A 14975-nucleotide genomic window follows, 5' to 3' on the forward strand; every position below is an offset into this window, starting at 1 on the left:
CAGGCCGAATCGGCCGGGCGGGCTTTCGAGTTGTCCGGATATCAGAAGGGCCGGAACCCCGCGCCCACGCCGCCGCTGGCGTCGATATCGGCCAGCACCGAGGAGATGGTGGTGGCGATCTCCGGCGTGTGCAGCAGATCGCCCGCGCCCTTGCACGGCTGCATGTCGATGGTCACCGGGCCGAGCTCGAATTCCTGTCCGGCGACGACCATTCCGATGAGCCGGTCGCCCAGCAGCACCGGGCCGCCGGAGTCACCGTGGTTGGCGCACACCTGGCTGCGGAAGAAGGTCTCGTTCGTCTCCCACACCGGTCCACAGGTGTAGCCGGTGGTCCGCCCGTTCTTGCAGGCGATGTCACCGACCCGGGGCCCGGCGCCGATGCCGTTGATGACCGACGGTCCGACCTGGCGGGTGGGGAGCACCCGGTCCGGATCCAGGGCGATGACCGCCCAGTCGAAGTAGTCGTCCTTGTTGGCGATGACGCCGATCCCGCCGCTGCGGGTGTATTCGGCGGCGATGCGCGCGCCGACCTCGCCGCAGTGCCCGGCGGTCAGAGCGACCAGGCGGTTCTCGCGGTCGTAACCGACAGCGGTGAGGGTGCATTCGGCGGCGCTGTTGGTCCCGTCGAGCTGTTCGACGTAGACGCCGGAGCCGCCGCCCAGGGTCACCATGGGCGCGGCGTCGGCGACACCGGCGGTGAGCAGGGTGGAACTCAGGGCGATACCGATCGCGGCCGCCCAGCGCAGAACTCGGGCGCGGCCCGTTGTGAACATGATTTTCCTGTTCCCCCAGATGTGAATAGAACGCGTTGAATAATAGGACTTGACCTTGACGCTGCGTCAACTTGCACTCTGGAATCCGTCGAGCGAACGAGAGGAAAGGAAACGGACAGTGGCGACCGAATGGTCCATCCATGAACTGGCCAAGTACGCCGGGACCACCAGCCGCACCCTGCGGCACTACGGTGACCTCGGCCTGCTGACGCCCAGCCGGATCGGACACAACGGCTACCGCTATTACGACCAGGAATCCCTCGTGCGATTGCAGCGGATCCTGCTGCTGCGCGAACTCGGCCTCGGCCTCCCGGCCATCGCCGAAGTCCTCGCGGGAGAAAGGGACACCGCCGCCGCATTGCGCACGCATCTGGAATTGCTGAAACAGGAGCAGGCTCGGATCGCGCGCCAAATCGCCTCGGTGCACACCACATTGCGCAAAACGGAAGCAGGTGAACAACTCATGGCCGACGAAGTCTTCGACGGATTCGACCACACGCAGTACAAGGACGAGGTCATCGAACGCTGGGGCAAGGACGCCTACGAGCGCGGTGACCGCTGGTGGCGGGCCAAGTCCGACGCCGAGAAGAAGGCCCACCTCCAGATGCAACTGGACATGGCCGTCGACTACGCCCGCGCGTTCCAGGCCGGCACCCCCGTCGACAGCGACGAGGTGCAGGCCATCGTGCAGCGCCACTACGACTGGGTGGCAGAAGGCTGGCAGGGCCGCCGCCCCGTCAAGGAGGCCTTCATCGGCCTCGGCGAAATGTACGTCCAGGACCCGCGATTCGCCGTCAACTACGACCAGCACGCCGAAGGCACCGCGGCCTACGTCCGCGACGCCATGAAGGCGTACGCCGAACAGCGCCTCTGATCACCGCGCGGAAAGCGAACGGCCCGAGCGATGAGAATCGCTCGGGCCGTTCGTGATTCGCGTCCCCGCGGGTTCAGAGCCGAGAGCGGGTCGAGCCCGCGTGCATGGCGGGGGGTTCGGGGGCGGAGCCCCTGAGAGCCCCTACCGAGAGTGGGTCATGCCGCGCACATGGATTGCATGACCCCCTTCAGAATCGGCGCACCGTAGGTGGTGGGCGCGAACGCCAGGGTCTGCGCGATCGACAGCGGGGTGAGGACGGTCGAGGCGACGCCCGTCCAGCCGGCGATCATATTGCCGAGGGTGAGCAGCAGGCTGGTGGTGTCGAGCGCCAGCGTCACCAGGTCGAAGGCGTTCTCGACGGAAACATCGGCCAGTGCGACGGTGTTGAGTGCCTTGCCCTCGTAGATGTCGAAGCCGAGGTTGGCCAGGAAGGTCATCGGGCCGTAGTCCATGGCGTTGACGATCGGGCCGAGGTCTTCGGTGCGGCGCAGGGTCACGATGTCGGCGACCCGGTTGTCACGCAGGAAGGCTTGCAGCGCAGCGGCATTGCCCTCCACGACGGCGGCGTCGATGCCGAGCGCGCCGGTGGTGGTGAGGAAGTGCCGGGTGCGTTCGACCAGCTCGGAGGTCTTCAGTTCCGCCATCGGCGTGCAGCTGCCGTCCGCGAGCACCAGCTGATTGGCGAGGTCGACCAGTGGCTGCGGTACCGAGACCTGCTCGTCGGGCAGTTCGAGTTGCAGTTTCTGGTATGCGCCGGTGGTGTTGCAGCCCAGTTCCAGCTGGTTCTGGATCGCGCGCGCCAGGGACTTCACGCCGTTGAAGATCGCGCCGACGATGGGCTTGAGCACGAAGCCGACGGTCGGGACCAGGCTCGCGCCCAGCTGCGCCGGGATCTTCACGATGCGGGCGGCGAGGATGAACACCTCGATCATGTCGTTGATGCTCAGCGACGACACCGAGACGGTCTGGTGGATGCGGCCGGTGCGGATGGCGTCGAGGCTGTTGACCAGGTTGCTGACGATCGGGTCGTCGAGGAATTCGGTGCGCTCGTTGACCGATCCGACGGGCAGCATGTCGCGGTGCACGCGGATAGCGGCGATGGACCGCCGGAAGTCGTCGACCTGCTGGTCGAAGCCGGTCAGCTGATGGCCGGGCACGGTGGTGCGCAGGGCGGTGGCCGCGGTGGTGACGACGTGGTCGAAAGTGGCAGAACCCTTTCCGCAAACTTCGGTCGCCTCGGCGACCTGGATGTCGGCGAGGGTTTCGCCCGCGGCGTGGGCGGGTGCGGCGGCGGGGAGCAGGGCGGCCGTGCTGAGCACGGCGGTGAGCGTGAGTGCGCCCGTGAGCGGGGCGAGACGGGGGAACCGCATGGGGGTGAAGGTCTTCCGGGTCGGGCGAAGGGCACGGCCGCACGGTGCATACGGCAACCAAACTGGACGGATGTTCAGTTCGGGTGCCTATGTAATACAGGTCTCATGACCCGCCTGTCTGCACTTTGGTGAACTTTGAGCAAAACCTTCGAGATCTCATCCCACTCATCGGGATGACCGCCACAGGTCCGGCGCGTACCCTCGGCGAGCCCGTCAACCTTGCTCACAGATGGCAGCGCACGCGCATAAGTTCTCCCGGTAGTCTGGGCAGCCGTGACGGTTGCATCCCCCTTCGATCTCATCGTCGTCGGCTCCGGCTTCTTCGGGCTGACCATTGCCGAACGCACCGCCAACCTGCTGGGAAAGCGGGTCCTGGTGGTCGAACGCCGCTACCACCTCGGCGGAAATGCGTATTCGGAGGCGGAACCCGAAACTGGCATCGAAGTACACAAATACGGTGCGCACCTCTTCCACACCTCCAACAAGCGGGTGTGGGACTACGTGAATCAGTTCACCGAATTCACCGGATACCAGCATCGCGTGTTCGCCATGCACAAGGGCCAGGCCTACCAATTCCCCATGGGACTGGGCCTGATCTCGCAGTTCTTCGGACGCTACTTCACCCCCGACGAGGCCAGGAAGCTCATTGCCGAGCAGTCCGCCGAGATCGACAGCAAGGACGTGTCGAATCTCGAGGAGAAGGCCGTCTCGCTCATCGGCCGCCCGCTCTACGAGGCATTCGTGCGCGATTACACCGCCAAGCAGTGGCAGACCGATCCCAAGGAACTCCCCAGCGGGATCATCGCGCGCCTGCCCGTGCGCTACAACTTCGACAACCGCTACTTCAACGACACCTACGAGGGCCTGCCCAAGAACGGCTACACCGCGTGGCTGTCCAAGATGGCCGAACACGAGAACATCGAAGTTCGCGTGAATACCGACTGGTTCGAGGTGCGGGACGAGATCCGCGCCCAGAACCCGGACGCCCCCGTGATCTACACCGGCCCGCTGGACCGTTACTTCGACTATTCCGAAGGCGAACTCGGCTGGCGCACCATCGATTTCGAGACCGAAGTCGTGAACACCGGTGACTTCCAGGGCACCTCGGTCATGAACTACAACGACGCGGACGTGCCCTACACCCGCATCATCGAATCCCGCCATTTCCACCCGGAACGGGATTACCCCAAGGACAAGACGGTCATCCAGCGCGAATTCTCCCGCTTCGCGCAGACCGGCGACGAGCCGTACTACCCGATCAACACCCCCGAGGACCGCGCCCGGGTGCTCGCCTACCGCGAGCGCGCCAAGGCCGAAACCGCTTCCGCGAAGGTGCTTTTCGGTGGCCGCCTGGGCACCTACCAGTACCTCGACATGCATATGGCCATCGGCGCCGCGCTCAGCATGTTCGACAACGTGCTGCGCCCGCACCTGGAGTCCGGCGCGGAACTGGTGGACACCGCCGAATGACCGCCCAACTCGAGCTGGAAGAGATGACCACCGACTCCCGCGCCAAGTCCCTGCTGCAGCGCGTCATCCTGCCGCGGCCGGGCGAACCCCTCGACGTGCGCAAGCTGTACCTCGAGGAATCCGACACCAATGCCCGTCGCGCCCACGCCGTCACGCGCACCGCGCTGGCCATCGGCGCGGAATCCGAGGTGTCGTTCTGCACCTACTTCAACGCGGTACCCGCCTCCTACTGGCGGCGCTGGAGCGTGCTGAAGTCCGTGGTGCTGCGGCTGGAACTGTCCGGCCACGGCCGCGTGGACGTGTACCGCTCCAAGGCGGACGGCTCCCGAATCCACGTGCAGGGCAACGAGTTCAGCACCCCCGGCGACGGCGCGGCGGCCGCGGCCTTCGTCGAGTTCGAAGTGGATCTGGGCCCGTTCGAGGACGGCGGCTGGATCTGGTTCGACATCACCACCGACAGCCAGGTCGTCATGCGCAGCGGCGGCTGGTACGCGCCCGTCGAGGCTCCGGGTGAGGGCAGCATCGCCGTCGGCATGCCCACCTTCAACCGCCCCACCGACGCGGTGAAAACCATTGCGGCCCTGGGCTCCGACCCGCTGGTGCTGGAGAAGATCAAGGCCGTCATCATCCCCGACCAGGGCACCCGCAAGGTGGTCGACGAGCCCGGCTTCGCCGAGGCCGCCGCGCCCCTGGGTGATCGGCTCGCCTTCCACAACCAGCCCAACCTGGGTGGATCCGGCGGTTACAGCCGCGTCATGTACGAGGCGCTCAAGACCACCGACGCCGAATACATCGTCTATATGGACGATGACATCGAGATCGAGCCGGACTGCATCCTGCGCGCGCTCGCCTTCTCGCGCTTCGCCAAGTCGCCCATCCTGACCGGCGGCCAGATGCTCAACCTGCAGGAGCGTTCGCACCTGCACGTCATGGGTGAGGTCGTCGACCGCTCCATCTTCATGTGGACCGCGCCCGCCAATGTCGAGTACGACCACGACTTCTCGAAGAACCCGCTGCGCGACCGCGACAACTCCAAACTGCTGCACCGCCGCATCGACGTCGACTTCAACGGCTGGTGGACCTGCGTCATCCCGCGTCAGGTGGCCGAGGAGATCGGCCAGCCGCTCCCGCTGTTCCTCAAGTGGGACGACGTCGAATACGGTCTGCGCGCACGGCAGGCCGGATATCCGACGGTCACCCTCCCCGGTGCCGCCGTCTGGCACATGGCGTGGAGCGACAAGGACGACGCCATCGACTGGCAGGCGTACTTCCACCTGCGCAACCGCCTGGTGGTCGCCTCCCTGCACCTGCCCAACGACGGCCGTCCCATGGTGGTCAACACCGTCAAGGCCACGCTGAAACACCTGCTGTGCCTGGAGTATTCGACGGTCGCCATCCAGAACGAGGCCATCCGCGACTACCTCGCGGGCCCCGACAAGCTGTTCGGCCTGCTGCCCACCGCGCTGGGCAAGGTGCACGCCATGCGCAAGGAGTACCCGGACGCCGTCGTGCTGCCGTCCTCCACCGAACTGCCGCTGGCGTCGCACGCCGAGGTCGGCGCGGTCGGCGAACCCGGCAACCCGCTCGCCAAGGTGGCCCGGCTCGGCAGGGGCGTGCTGCACAACTTCCGCAAGGCGAACACCAGGCACCACGAGACCCCGCAGCTGAACGTCCCCACCCTGGACGCCCGCTGGTTCCTGCTGTCGCAGGTGGACGGCGTCACCGTCACCACCGCCGACGGCCGCGGCGTCGTCTACCGCAAGCGCGATCCGCGCAAGGCCGCCGAACTGTTCAAGGAGGCCATGCGCCTGCGCAAGGAGCTGGCCGAGCGCTTCCCCGAAGTGCGCGAGCAGTATCGTGCGGCGCACGCCCACCTCACCAGCAAGGCGGCGTGGGAGAACGTCTTCGGCATCGATTCAGGAGAACCCAAGTGACCGCATCCGCTCCCGATGCCTTCGGCGCCGACCGCGAACTGCCGCTCGTCACCGAGGTTTCCGAGGAAGCCGAGGGCTGCTGCGGCGGTGGCTGCTGCGGCGCCGAGGGCGAGGTCCCGCCCGTCGAGGTGCGGGCGCTGAACATCGTGCAGGGCACGATCGGGCAGTACCCGGCCGTCATCAAGGCCGCGCGCGGCATGTCGCATTTCGGTGAGCACGCCCTGGGCTGGATGGCCATCGGCGCGGCCGGCGCGCTCGTCGACAAGAAGCGCCGCCGCCAGTGGGCCGGGGTCGCGGTCGGCGCGTTCGGGTCGCACGCGGCGTCCGTGGTGATCAAGCGGATCGTCCGCCGCCCCCGCCCGAACGACCCGTCCGTGCAGGTCAACGTGTCGACGCCGAGCAAATTGAGCTTCCCGTCCTCGCATGCGACATCCACTACGGCGGCGGCTGTGTTGCTCGGCAGGCTCACCGGGCTACCCTTGCCTGCGGTGCTCGTCCCGCCGATGCTGCTCTCCCGGCTCGTTCTCGGAGTGCACTACCCGTCCGACGTTCTCGCCGGTTCCGCGCTGGGCGCAGCATCCGCCGCCGCTGTGCTTGCCGCTGAAAAGAGACTCGCCAAGTGACCACCGCCAAGGAAAGAGCCGTTGAGGATATGAGCGAAGAGCCGACCGGCACCGACCTAGCCGAGGCGGTGATCAAGGGCCCGCCGAAGACACTGGGCGGTGGCCTGATCAAGGCGATGCGCCCGCGTCAGTGGGTCAAGAACGTCCTGGTGCTGGCGGCTCCGCTGGTGGCGGGCAAGACCGCGGCCGGCGACATCATCATCACCGACGGCTCGGTGATCGCGAATGTCGCGATCGCCTTCGCGGTGTTCTGCCTGGCGGCCTCCGGCATCTACCTGATCAACGACGCCCTCGACGTCGAGGCGGATCGCGCGCATCCGACCAAGCGCTTCCGGCCGATCGCGGCCGGCGTGGTTCCGGTGAACCTGGCCTACGGGCTCGCCGTGCTGTTGCTGGTCGCCTCGATCGCCGGTTCTTTCCTGGCCAACTGGCATCTGGCCGTGGTGATGGCCGTGTACATCGCCATCCAGCTCGCCTACTGCCTGGGCCTGAAGCATCAGGCCGTGCTCGACATCGCCATCGTGTCGTCGGGCTTCCTGCTGCGCGCGGTGGCCGGTGGTACCGCCGCCGACATCCGGCTGTCCAAGTGGTTCCTGCTGATCATGGCGTTCGGCTCGCTGTTCATGGCGGCCGGAAAGCGCTACGCCGAGTTGAAGATCGCGCTCGACACCGGCGCCAAGATCCGCAAGTCGCTGGAGTACTACACCCCGACCTACCTGCGGTTCGTGTGGACGCTGGCGGCCACCACCGTGGTGGTCTGCTACGGCCTGTGGGCGTTCGAGCCCGATCACGCCAACAATGTCTGGTTCGCCATCTCGATGATTCCGTTCACCATCGCGATCCTGCGCTACGCCGTGGACGTCGACGGCGGTGAAGCCGGTGAGCCCGAAGAGATCGCCCTGGGGGACCGGATCCTCCAGTTCCTCGCAATCGCCTGGATCGGAGCGGTAGGTGTCGCTGTCTATCTCACCTGACGTGGTAGAGGGAGAAGAGCGAGAGGGCGCGCCGACGGCACAGTTGCCGGTCGGTCGCGCCCGTCGGCGCGTGGAGAGTTCCGCTCGCCGGTTCTCGCGACTATCTCGCATTACCTTCGTCGGTGGGGTAGCCCTCACCGCGGCGCTGTTCGCCATCGGCGGCTGGGAGCGGCGCTGGATCGCCGACGACGGCCTGATCGTGCTGCGCACGGTGCGCAACCTGCTGGCGGGCAACGGTCCCGTCTTCAATGCGGGCGAGCGCGTCGAGGCCAACACCAGTACCGCCTGGACCTACATCGTGTGGTTCTTCAGCTGGCTCACCCAGGCCCGGCTGGAGTACGTCGTGCTCGGTATCGCGCTGACCCTGTCGGTGGGGGCCATCGTGTTCGCCATGCTCGGCACCGCCCGGCTGTGGGGTGGGACGGCGGCCCAGTTGCTGCTGCCTGCGGGCGCTCTCGTCTACATCGCGGTGCCCCCGGCCCGTGACTACGCCACCTCGGGGCTGGAGTCGAGCCTGGTCATCTTTTGGCTGGCCGTGCTGTGGTGGCAGTTGATCCGCTGGTCGCAGGCCGAGAAGGTGAGCAGGGCAAGCTTTTTCGGACTGGTCTTCTTCGCGGGCCTGGCGCCGCTGATCCGTCCCGAGATGACGCTGGTCGGCGCGCTGACGCTGCTCATGATCTTCTGTGCGCCGCTGCCCGAAACCCGTATGCGCCCGTGGGTGTTCCGGGTGTTGATCGTGGCGGTGGCCGGTCTGGTGCCGGTCTGCTATCAGATCTGGCGGATGGGCTACTACGGTCTGCCCTACCCGAATACGGCGGTCGCGAAGGACGCGGGCGGGGCCAAGTGGGGTCAGGGCTGGGTCTACCTGTGGAATCTGGTCGGGCCGTACTGGCTGTGGCTGCCGCTGCTCGTGCTGGCGCTCACCGCGCTGCTGGTGGTGCGGTCGCGGCGGCTGGGCGAACAGACCGGTCGTCACTCCGTGGTGCGGTCCGCCGATGCCGCGAAACCGTCCGCGCGCGAACGCCTGCACGACTTCAGCGTGTGGCTGCGCACGCCCGCCGCGGTGGTCACGCTGGTGCTCGTCGCCGGTGTGCTGCTGACCCTCTACCAGGTCCGCGTCGGCGGCGACTTCATGCACGGCCGGATGCTGCTGCCGCAGCTGTTCTGCCTGCTGCTGCCGGTCATGGTCATTCCGCTGAAGCTGCCGGACGCGCTGCTGGGCGGTACGCCCGGTCCGCGCCGCACCGACTGGGTCTTCCTGATCGTGCTGGCGGCCTTCGCCGGTACCGCGGGCTGGGCGCTGTTCGCGTCCAACACCACGGCCATCAAGCTGGGCACCAAGATCAGCTCCTCGGGCATCGTGGACGAGCGGATCTACTACGTGCTCAACACCGGTCACGATCATCCGATCCGCGCCGAGGACTACCTGGACTACCCGCGCATGCGCGCCATGGTCCGCGATATCGCCGACAATCCCAACGGCGGCCTGCTCATCAATTCGCCGTCGTTCATGAACTGGTACATCGCGCCGCCGCCGGAGCCCATCCCCGCCGAGGGCGCCGGGCACACCGTGTTCTTCCTGAACCTCGGTATGACCAGCATGAACGTTCCGCTGGACGTGCGGGTGATCGATCAGATGGGTCTGGCGTATCCGCTTGCGGCACATACCGATCGGTTGACAGACGGTCGGATCGGCCACGACAAGAACCTCTACCCGGACTGGGTGGTGGTCGACGCCGGCATGGTCGACAAGAAGCCGTGGATGCCGTGGTTCATGGACGAGCGCTGGGTCACCCAGGCCCGAGTCGCCCTGAGCTGCCCGGAAACCCAGGACATGCTGGCCTCCACGCGGGCGCCGCTGACCTTCGATCGGTTCCGGCACAACATCCAGCAGTCGCTGGAGTTCGCCAAGTATCGGATCGACCGGGTGCCCAAGTACGAGATCCAGCGCTGCGGTCTGGTCGACCCCACGGACCCGAACTCGCCCAAATAACACACCGAGACAGTCAATATGACTGTTTTGCAACGTATTACGTGTCAACTATCTCGGTTTGATAACGCCACGCCGTGTGTTCCGCGATAGGCTCCCCGAGTACGCCTCTCGCGGTCCATCTTCGTATGTGCCGCAATGGTTGTCGCAATACGGATGATGAGGGACAGGCGGGGCTATGCGAGTCGAGACCGTGGGTGGGGCGCAGCCGGAGCGGGCGCTGGGACGACGGCAGCTGTTGAAGAGCGCCGCGGTGGGAGTGGCCGCCGCGGCCGTGGGGGTGTCGGTGGCCGGGCGCACGAGCGCGGCCTTCAATCCGGCGGGGTTCGACTTCTGGGTCGACTCCACCATGGGGCCGATCAAGAACCGCATATTCCGTGCGGCGGACGGTAATACGAACCGGGTGGTCTACGCGCTCGACGGTCAGCGCGCCCGCGACGACCTCAACGGCTGGGAGATCGACACCAACGTCGCCGCCGAGCTGATGAAGGCCAACATCAACGTGGTCATGCCCGTCGGCGGCCAGTCCAGCTGGTACGCCGACTGGGATTCCCCCTCCACCTTCCTCGGCATCCCGGCCGGTTCGGCGGCGGGCAGCTCGGGTTCCGGTGGCTCCCAGGTGCTTTCGGGTGGTCCCGGCAAGAGCTACGCCTACAAGTGGGAAACGTATCTGACCACGAACCTGCGCGACGCCCTCCGGGATCGCCTGGGCTTCACCGTCACTCGCAACGGCGTCTTCGGCCTGTCCATGTCGGGCGGCTCGGCGCTCATGCTCGCGGCCTTCTATCCCGGCCAGTTCTGTTACGCCGGATCCTTCTCCGGCGCACTGAATCTCTCACTACCCTTCATGAAGGACGCCGTGCGCGCCTCCATGATCGACGCCGGCGGCTACAACATCGACGCGCTGGCCTCGGCCAAGAGCACCAAGTGGCAGCACCTGGACCCGTACATGTTCGCGCCGAAGTTGAAGGCCAACAACACCCGGCTGTGGATCTCCTCGGGCAGCGCGCTGCCCAGCAGCACCGACGGCATGAGCGTCACCACCATCCAGGGCATGGGCATCGAGGCGGTGTCGCTGGTCGGCACCCGCTCGTTCCAGTCCCGGTTCAGCAGCCTCGGCGGCACCAACGTCACCTACGACTATCCGGCGGTGGGAATCCACAACTGGAAGAACTGGGAGGCGCAGCTCTACAAGATGCTCCCCGACCTGTCGGCGAACATCGGATGATCAAAACGCGACAACTGATTTCGGGAGTTCCGGGTAACTCGTGGGGCACGCCCGAAATCGGTTCGCGCTCAACCGGCGGCACGCGTGCACGGCTGTGAACGGCTCTCAGCTGGGCGCAAAAGGCGCGGAGAGGCGGTTGAGCACCACTTTTTGTTTAAACAGTGGCGCGCGTCACTTTCGTCACGAACTGATAACGCTCTATTAGTCGGCACACGATAGGCTCCCCGAGACCTCCGCCGGGGTCGTCGTACAACGGTGGACTGGAACGACTGGAAAGGCCGGACAGAATATGCGAGGCGAGAGACGCCAGAGATCCCACGGCGGTTGGCTCAAGAAGACGGTGCTGGGGGTTTCCCTGGCCATGCTGGCACCGCTCGGGATCTCCGTTGCCGCAACTCCCGCCGCACACGCGGCCTTCGACCCCGCGGGCTTCGACTTCTGGGTCGACTCCGCCGAAATGGGCCCGATCAAGACCCGCGTCTTCCGTGCGGCCGACGGCAACACCAGCCGTGTCGTCTACGCCCTCGACGGCATGCGCGCCACCCAGGTCCTCAACGGCTGGGAGAACGACACCAACGTCGTCGGCGCGCTCACCGCGGCCAACATCAACGTGGTCATGCCGGTCGGCGGCGAGTCCTCGTTCTACGCCGACTGGGCCGAGCCGTCCTCGATCCTCGGCATCAGCGGTTCCTCCTCCGGCTCCGGCGGTTCCTCCTCGGGCTCGTCCTCGGGTTCGGGCGCCTTCCAGATGTTCTCCGGCGGCCCCGGCAAGAGCTACCGCTACACCTGGGAGACCTTCCTGACCCAGGACCTGCGCAACGCGCTGCGTGACCGCCTCGGCTTCCAGTCCGTCCGCAACGGCGTCTTCGGCCTGTCCATGGGCGGCTCGGCCGCGCTGACCCTGGCCGCCTACCACCCGGACCAGTTCTCCTTCGCCGGTTCGTTCTCCGGCTACCTGAACATCTCCGCGCCCGGCATGCGCGAGGCCATCCGCCTGGCCATGGTCGACGCGGGCGGCTACAACGTCGACTCCATGGCCCCGCCGTGGGGTTCGCAGTGGCTGCGCATGGATCCGTTCGTCTTCGCGCCGCGCCTGATCGCCAACAACACCCGCCTGTGGGTGTCCGCGGCCAGCGCCATCCCCAGTGGCGGTGACGTCACCGGTGTCATGTCGGTCATCCAGGGCATGCCGCTGGAGGCGCTCGCGCTGGTGAACACCCGCGCCTTCCAGGTGCGCATGGCCACCCTGGGCGCCGGCAACGTCACCTTCGACTTCCCGGCCACCGGTGTGCACAACTGGCGGAACTGGGAGGCCGAGGTCCACCGCATGATCCCGGACCTGAGCAACAACATCGGCTAGTAGTCACGCCCCTCGCCGAAGGTTTTTCCCGGCCCCGCCGTCGCTGTTACGCAGCGACGGCGGGGCCGAGTCGTACGCTGAACACCTGCTCTGCTCGCGGTCACTACTCCCACGGAGGACTGAGGTCGATGCGCGGTTCCAGGTTGAAACGCTCGCTTCTGGGGATTGCTGCGGCGCTGCTGCTACCGATCGGGCTCGCGGCCCCGATGACGGCGCCCGCCAACGCTTTCTTCGACCCGGCGGCCTTCGACTTCTGGGTGGACTCCCCGGTCATGGGACCGATCAAGACCCGCGTACTGCGGGCGGCCGACGGCAACACCAATCGGGTCGTGTACGCGCTGGACGGGCAGCGTGCCACCGAGCTGCTCAACGGCTGGGAGAACGACACCAATGTGCCTGCGGTACTTGCCAGTTGGAACATCAACGTGGTGATGCCGGTCGGCGGGCAGTCCAGCTTCTACGCGGACTGGGATTCCGCCAGCTCCTGGTTCGGCGTCCCGCCGGGGGCCGGATCGTCGGCCCCCAACTCCGGTTCGGGCGTCACCGAGGCGCTGGGCGCGGGGCCGGGCAAGAGCTACCGGTACGCGTGGGAATCGTTCCTCACCAACGATCTGCGCTGGGCGCTGCGAGACCGCCTGGGGTTCAACCCGAATCGCAACGGCGCGTTCGGCCTGTCGATGGGCGGCTCCGCCGCGCTGACGCTGGCCGCCTACCATCCGGACCAGTTCTCCTTCGCCGGTTCGTTCTCCGGCTACCTGAACATCTCCGCGCCCGGTATGCGGGAGGCCATCCGCACGGCGATGATCGACGCGGGCGGCTACAACGTGGACTGCATGGCTCCGCCGTGGGGCCCGCAGTGGCTGCGCATGGACCCGTTCGTCTTCGCGCCGACCTTGATAGCCAACAACACTCGGCTCTGGATCGCCGCGGGCAGCGGTCTGCCCATGCAGCAGGACCTGGAGATCCCGTTCGGCGCGGCCGCCGATCGCCTGGTGCGCGGTGGCCCGCTGGAGGCGCTGGCGCTGGCGAACACGCGGGCCTTCCAGGTCCGCATGCTCTCGCTGGGTGCGACGAACGCGGTGTATTCGTTCCCGCCCGCGGGCCTGCACGCCTGGACCAACTGGCAGGACGAGGCGTACCGGATGATCCCGGATCTGTCGGCGAATATCGGCTGAGCTCGATTTCTTTGTACGGAAGGTACCTACTGATTTCGTGAGGTCCGGGTAACTCCGGGGGCACCCCCGAAATCGGTTTCGAATAGCACCGCCGGCACGCGTGCGAAACGGCCAACGGCTCTCAGCCGGGCGCAAAGGCGCGGAGAGGCGGGACAGCGAAGGGCGAAGAGACTGATGCGGTCTGCTTGTAAGCGTGTGCTCATGGCCGTGGTGTGCGCGATGGCGCTGCCGCTGACGCTGGGCCTGGGAGGTGTCGCCCCGGTCGCCTCGGCATCCTTCGATCCGTCGGGTCACGACTTCTGGGTGGATTCCAGCATGGGCCCGATCAAAACGCGCATATTCCGTGCGCACGACGGCAATACGCAGCGCGTGGTGTACGCGCTCGACGGGTTGCGGGCGCGAAACGACTTGTCCGGGTGGGAGATCGACACCGAAATCGCGCGGGTGCTCCCGGCCTGGAACATCAATGTGGTGATGCCGGTCGGCGGGCAGTCCAGCTTCTATTCCGATTGGGTGGCGCCGAGCAATACCAACGGCCAGACCTTCACCTATGCGTGGGAAACCTTCCTGACCAGGGATCTGCGCAATGCGATGGCTGCGCGCCTGGGCTTCAACCCGAACGGCAACGGGGTGCTCGGGCTGTCCATGGGCGGTAGCGCGGCGCTGGTGCTCGCCGCCTATCACCCGGATCAGTTCCGTTATGCCGCATCATATTCCGGCTATTTGAATATCTCCGCGCCCGGTATGCGCGAGGCGCTGCGGGCCGCATTGCTGGACGCCGGCGGCTACAACATCGACGCCATGTGGGGCCCGCCGTGGAGTGCGGCGTGGCTGCGCAACGATCCTTTCGTATTCGCGGAACGACTGCGCGCCAATGGAACTCGGCTCTGGATCTCCAGTGGTAACGGCAGGCCGGGGGAGCGCGACGCGGTGCGCTCACCTCTGGACGCCTATAACCTCACCAATGCCGCCGGTCTGGAGACCGTGGCATTGGCCAATACCCGCGCTTTCCAAGCGCGTATGGAGTCCTACGGCCCCTGCAATGCCGTCTTCGACTACACCCCGGACGGCGTCCACTCCTGGCACTACTGGCAGGACCAAGTCTTCAAGATGCTGCCCGACATGAGCGCGAACATCGGTTGACGCCAATATTTTTCCGTAGGTAGCGACATCACGGAGGATTCGCGATAAAGTCACGGCACCA

General features: G+C 66.5%; 12 protein-coding genes. 10 read left to right on the top strand and 2 right to left on the bottom strand.

Features of this window, described 5'->3' with window-relative positions:
• Positions 1–41: 41 nt before the first annotated feature.
• Entirely contained in the window at positions 42–773 is a 732-nt protein-coding gene (locus JK358_RS02935; RefSeq protein ID WP_201943215.1) for a S1 family peptidase, read from the bottom strand.
• 118 nt (positions 774–891) lie between these two features.
• Between JK358_RS02935 and JK358_RS02940 the strand changes: the two genes are divergently transcribed.
• Complete coding sequence (locus JK358_RS02940; protein WP_201943217.1) at positions 892–1647, top strand: MerR family transcriptional regulator; 756 nt, start codon at positions 892–894, stop codon at positions 1645–1647.
• A gap of 155 nt (positions 1648–1802) precedes the next feature.
• On the opposite strand, the gene JK358_RS02945 is transcribed toward JK358_RS02940, so the two are convergent.
• Complete coding sequence (locus JK358_RS02945) at positions 1803–3017, bottom strand: hypothetical protein (RefSeq protein WP_201943219.1); 1215 nt, start codon at positions 3015–3017, stop codon at positions 1803–1805.
• Between the two features lie 273 nt (positions 3018–3290).
• On the opposite strand from JK358_RS02945, the gene glf reads away from it, so the two are divergent.
• From glf to JK358_RS02990, 9 genes are all read left to right on the top strand, one after another.
• Positions 3291–4487 (top strand): UDP-galactopyranose mutase, encoded by a 1197-nt coding sequence (gene glf, locus JK358_RS02950; protein ID WP_201943221.1) that lies wholly within the window; start codon positions 3291–3293, stop codon positions 4485–4487.
• A complete protein-coding gene (locus tag JK358_RS02955; protein WP_201943223.1) occupies positions 4484–6421 on the top strand; it encodes a glycosyltransferase in 1938 nt (645 codons plus the stop codon). Before glf ends, JK358_RS02955 begins: the two co-directional genes overlap by 4 nt.
• A gap of 128 nt (positions 6422–6549) precedes the next feature.
• Positions 6550–7044 (top strand): phosphatase PAP2 family protein, encoded by a 495-nt coding sequence (locus tag JK358_RS02960; RefSeq protein ID WP_307817284.1) that lies wholly within the window; start codon positions 6550–6552, stop codon positions 7042–7044.
• 29 nt (positions 7045–7073) lie between these two features.
• Positions 7074–8018, top strand: a complete 945-nt coding sequence (locus JK358_RS02965; protein WP_201943226.1) for a decaprenyl-phosphate phosphoribosyltransferase — start codon at positions 7074–7076, stop codon at positions 8016–8018.
• Between the two features lie 70 nt (positions 8019–8088).
• Positions 8089–10011 carry an arabinofuranosyltransferase AftB family protein gene (locus JK358_RS02970; protein WP_307817253.1) on the top strand — a complete coding sequence of 641 codons (1923 nt, stop codon included), beginning with the start codon at positions 8089–8091 and terminating at the stop codon, positions 10009–10011.
• Positions 10012–10186: 175 nt separating this feature from the next.
• Positions 10187–11236 (top strand): alpha/beta hydrolase, encoded by a 1050-nt coding sequence (locus JK358_RS02975; RefSeq protein WP_201943230.1) that lies wholly within the window; start codon positions 10187–10189, stop codon positions 11234–11236.
• 289 nt (positions 11237–11525) lie between these two features.
• The gene (locus JK358_RS02980) at positions 11526–12596 is read left to right on the top strand and encodes an alpha/beta hydrolase (RefSeq protein ID WP_201943232.1); all 1071 of its coding nucleotides are present in this window, start codon (positions 11526–11528) and stop codon (positions 12594–12596) included.
• A 128-nt stretch (positions 12597–12724) separates the two neighbouring features.
• Entirely contained in the window at positions 12725–13771 is a 1047-nt protein-coding gene (locus tag JK358_RS02985) for an alpha/beta hydrolase (protein ID WP_201943233.1), read from the top strand.
• A gap of 174 nt (positions 13772–13945) precedes the next feature.
• Positions 13946–14914, top strand: a complete 969-nt coding sequence (locus tag JK358_RS02990; protein ID WP_232850588.1) for an alpha/beta hydrolase — start codon at positions 13946–13948, stop codon at positions 14912–14914.
• The last annotated feature ends 61 nt before the right edge of the window (positions 14915–14975 follow it).

The organism is Nocardia acididurans, assembly GCF_016741815.1.
GTDB lineage: Bacteria > Actinomycetota > Actinomycetes > Mycobacteriales > Mycobacteriaceae > Nocardia > Nocardia acididurans.

What these genes read in the sequence shown, in the direction of transcription:
- JK358_RS02955 (WP_201943223.1), top strand. Translation starts at nt 4,484, where the DNA reads ATGACCGCCCAACTCGAGCTGGAAGAGATGACCACCGACTCCCGCGCC.
- JK358_RS02935 (WP_201943215.1), bottom strand. Translation starts at nt 773, where the DNA reads ATGTTCACAACGGGCCGCGCCCGAGTTCTGCGCTGGGCGGCCGCGATC.
- JK358_RS02945 (WP_201943219.1), bottom strand. Translation starts at nt 3,017, where the DNA reads ATGCGGTTCCCCCGTCTCGCCCCGCTCACGGGCGCACTCACGCTCACC.
- JK358_RS02975 (WP_201943230.1), top strand. Translation starts at nt 10,187, where the DNA reads ATGCGAGTCGAGACCGTGGGTGGGGCGCAGCCGGAGCGGGCGCTGGGA.
- JK358_RS02980 (WP_201943232.1), top strand. Translation starts at nt 11,526, where the DNA reads ATGCGAGGCGAGAGACGCCAGAGATCCCACGGCGGTTGGCTCAAGAAG.
- JK358_RS02965 (WP_201943226.1), top strand. Translation starts at nt 7,074, where the DNA reads ATGAGCGAAGAGCCGACCGGCACCGACCTAGCCGAGGCGGTGATCAAG.
- JK358_RS02990 (WP_232850588.1), top strand. Translation starts at nt 13,946, where the DNA reads ATGCGGTCTGCTTGTAAGCGTGTGCTCATGGCCGTGGTGTGCGCGATG.
- JK358_RS02985 (WP_201943233.1), top strand. Translation starts at nt 12,725, where the DNA reads ATGCGCGGTTCCAGGTTGAAACGCTCGCTTCTGGGGATTGCTGCGGCG.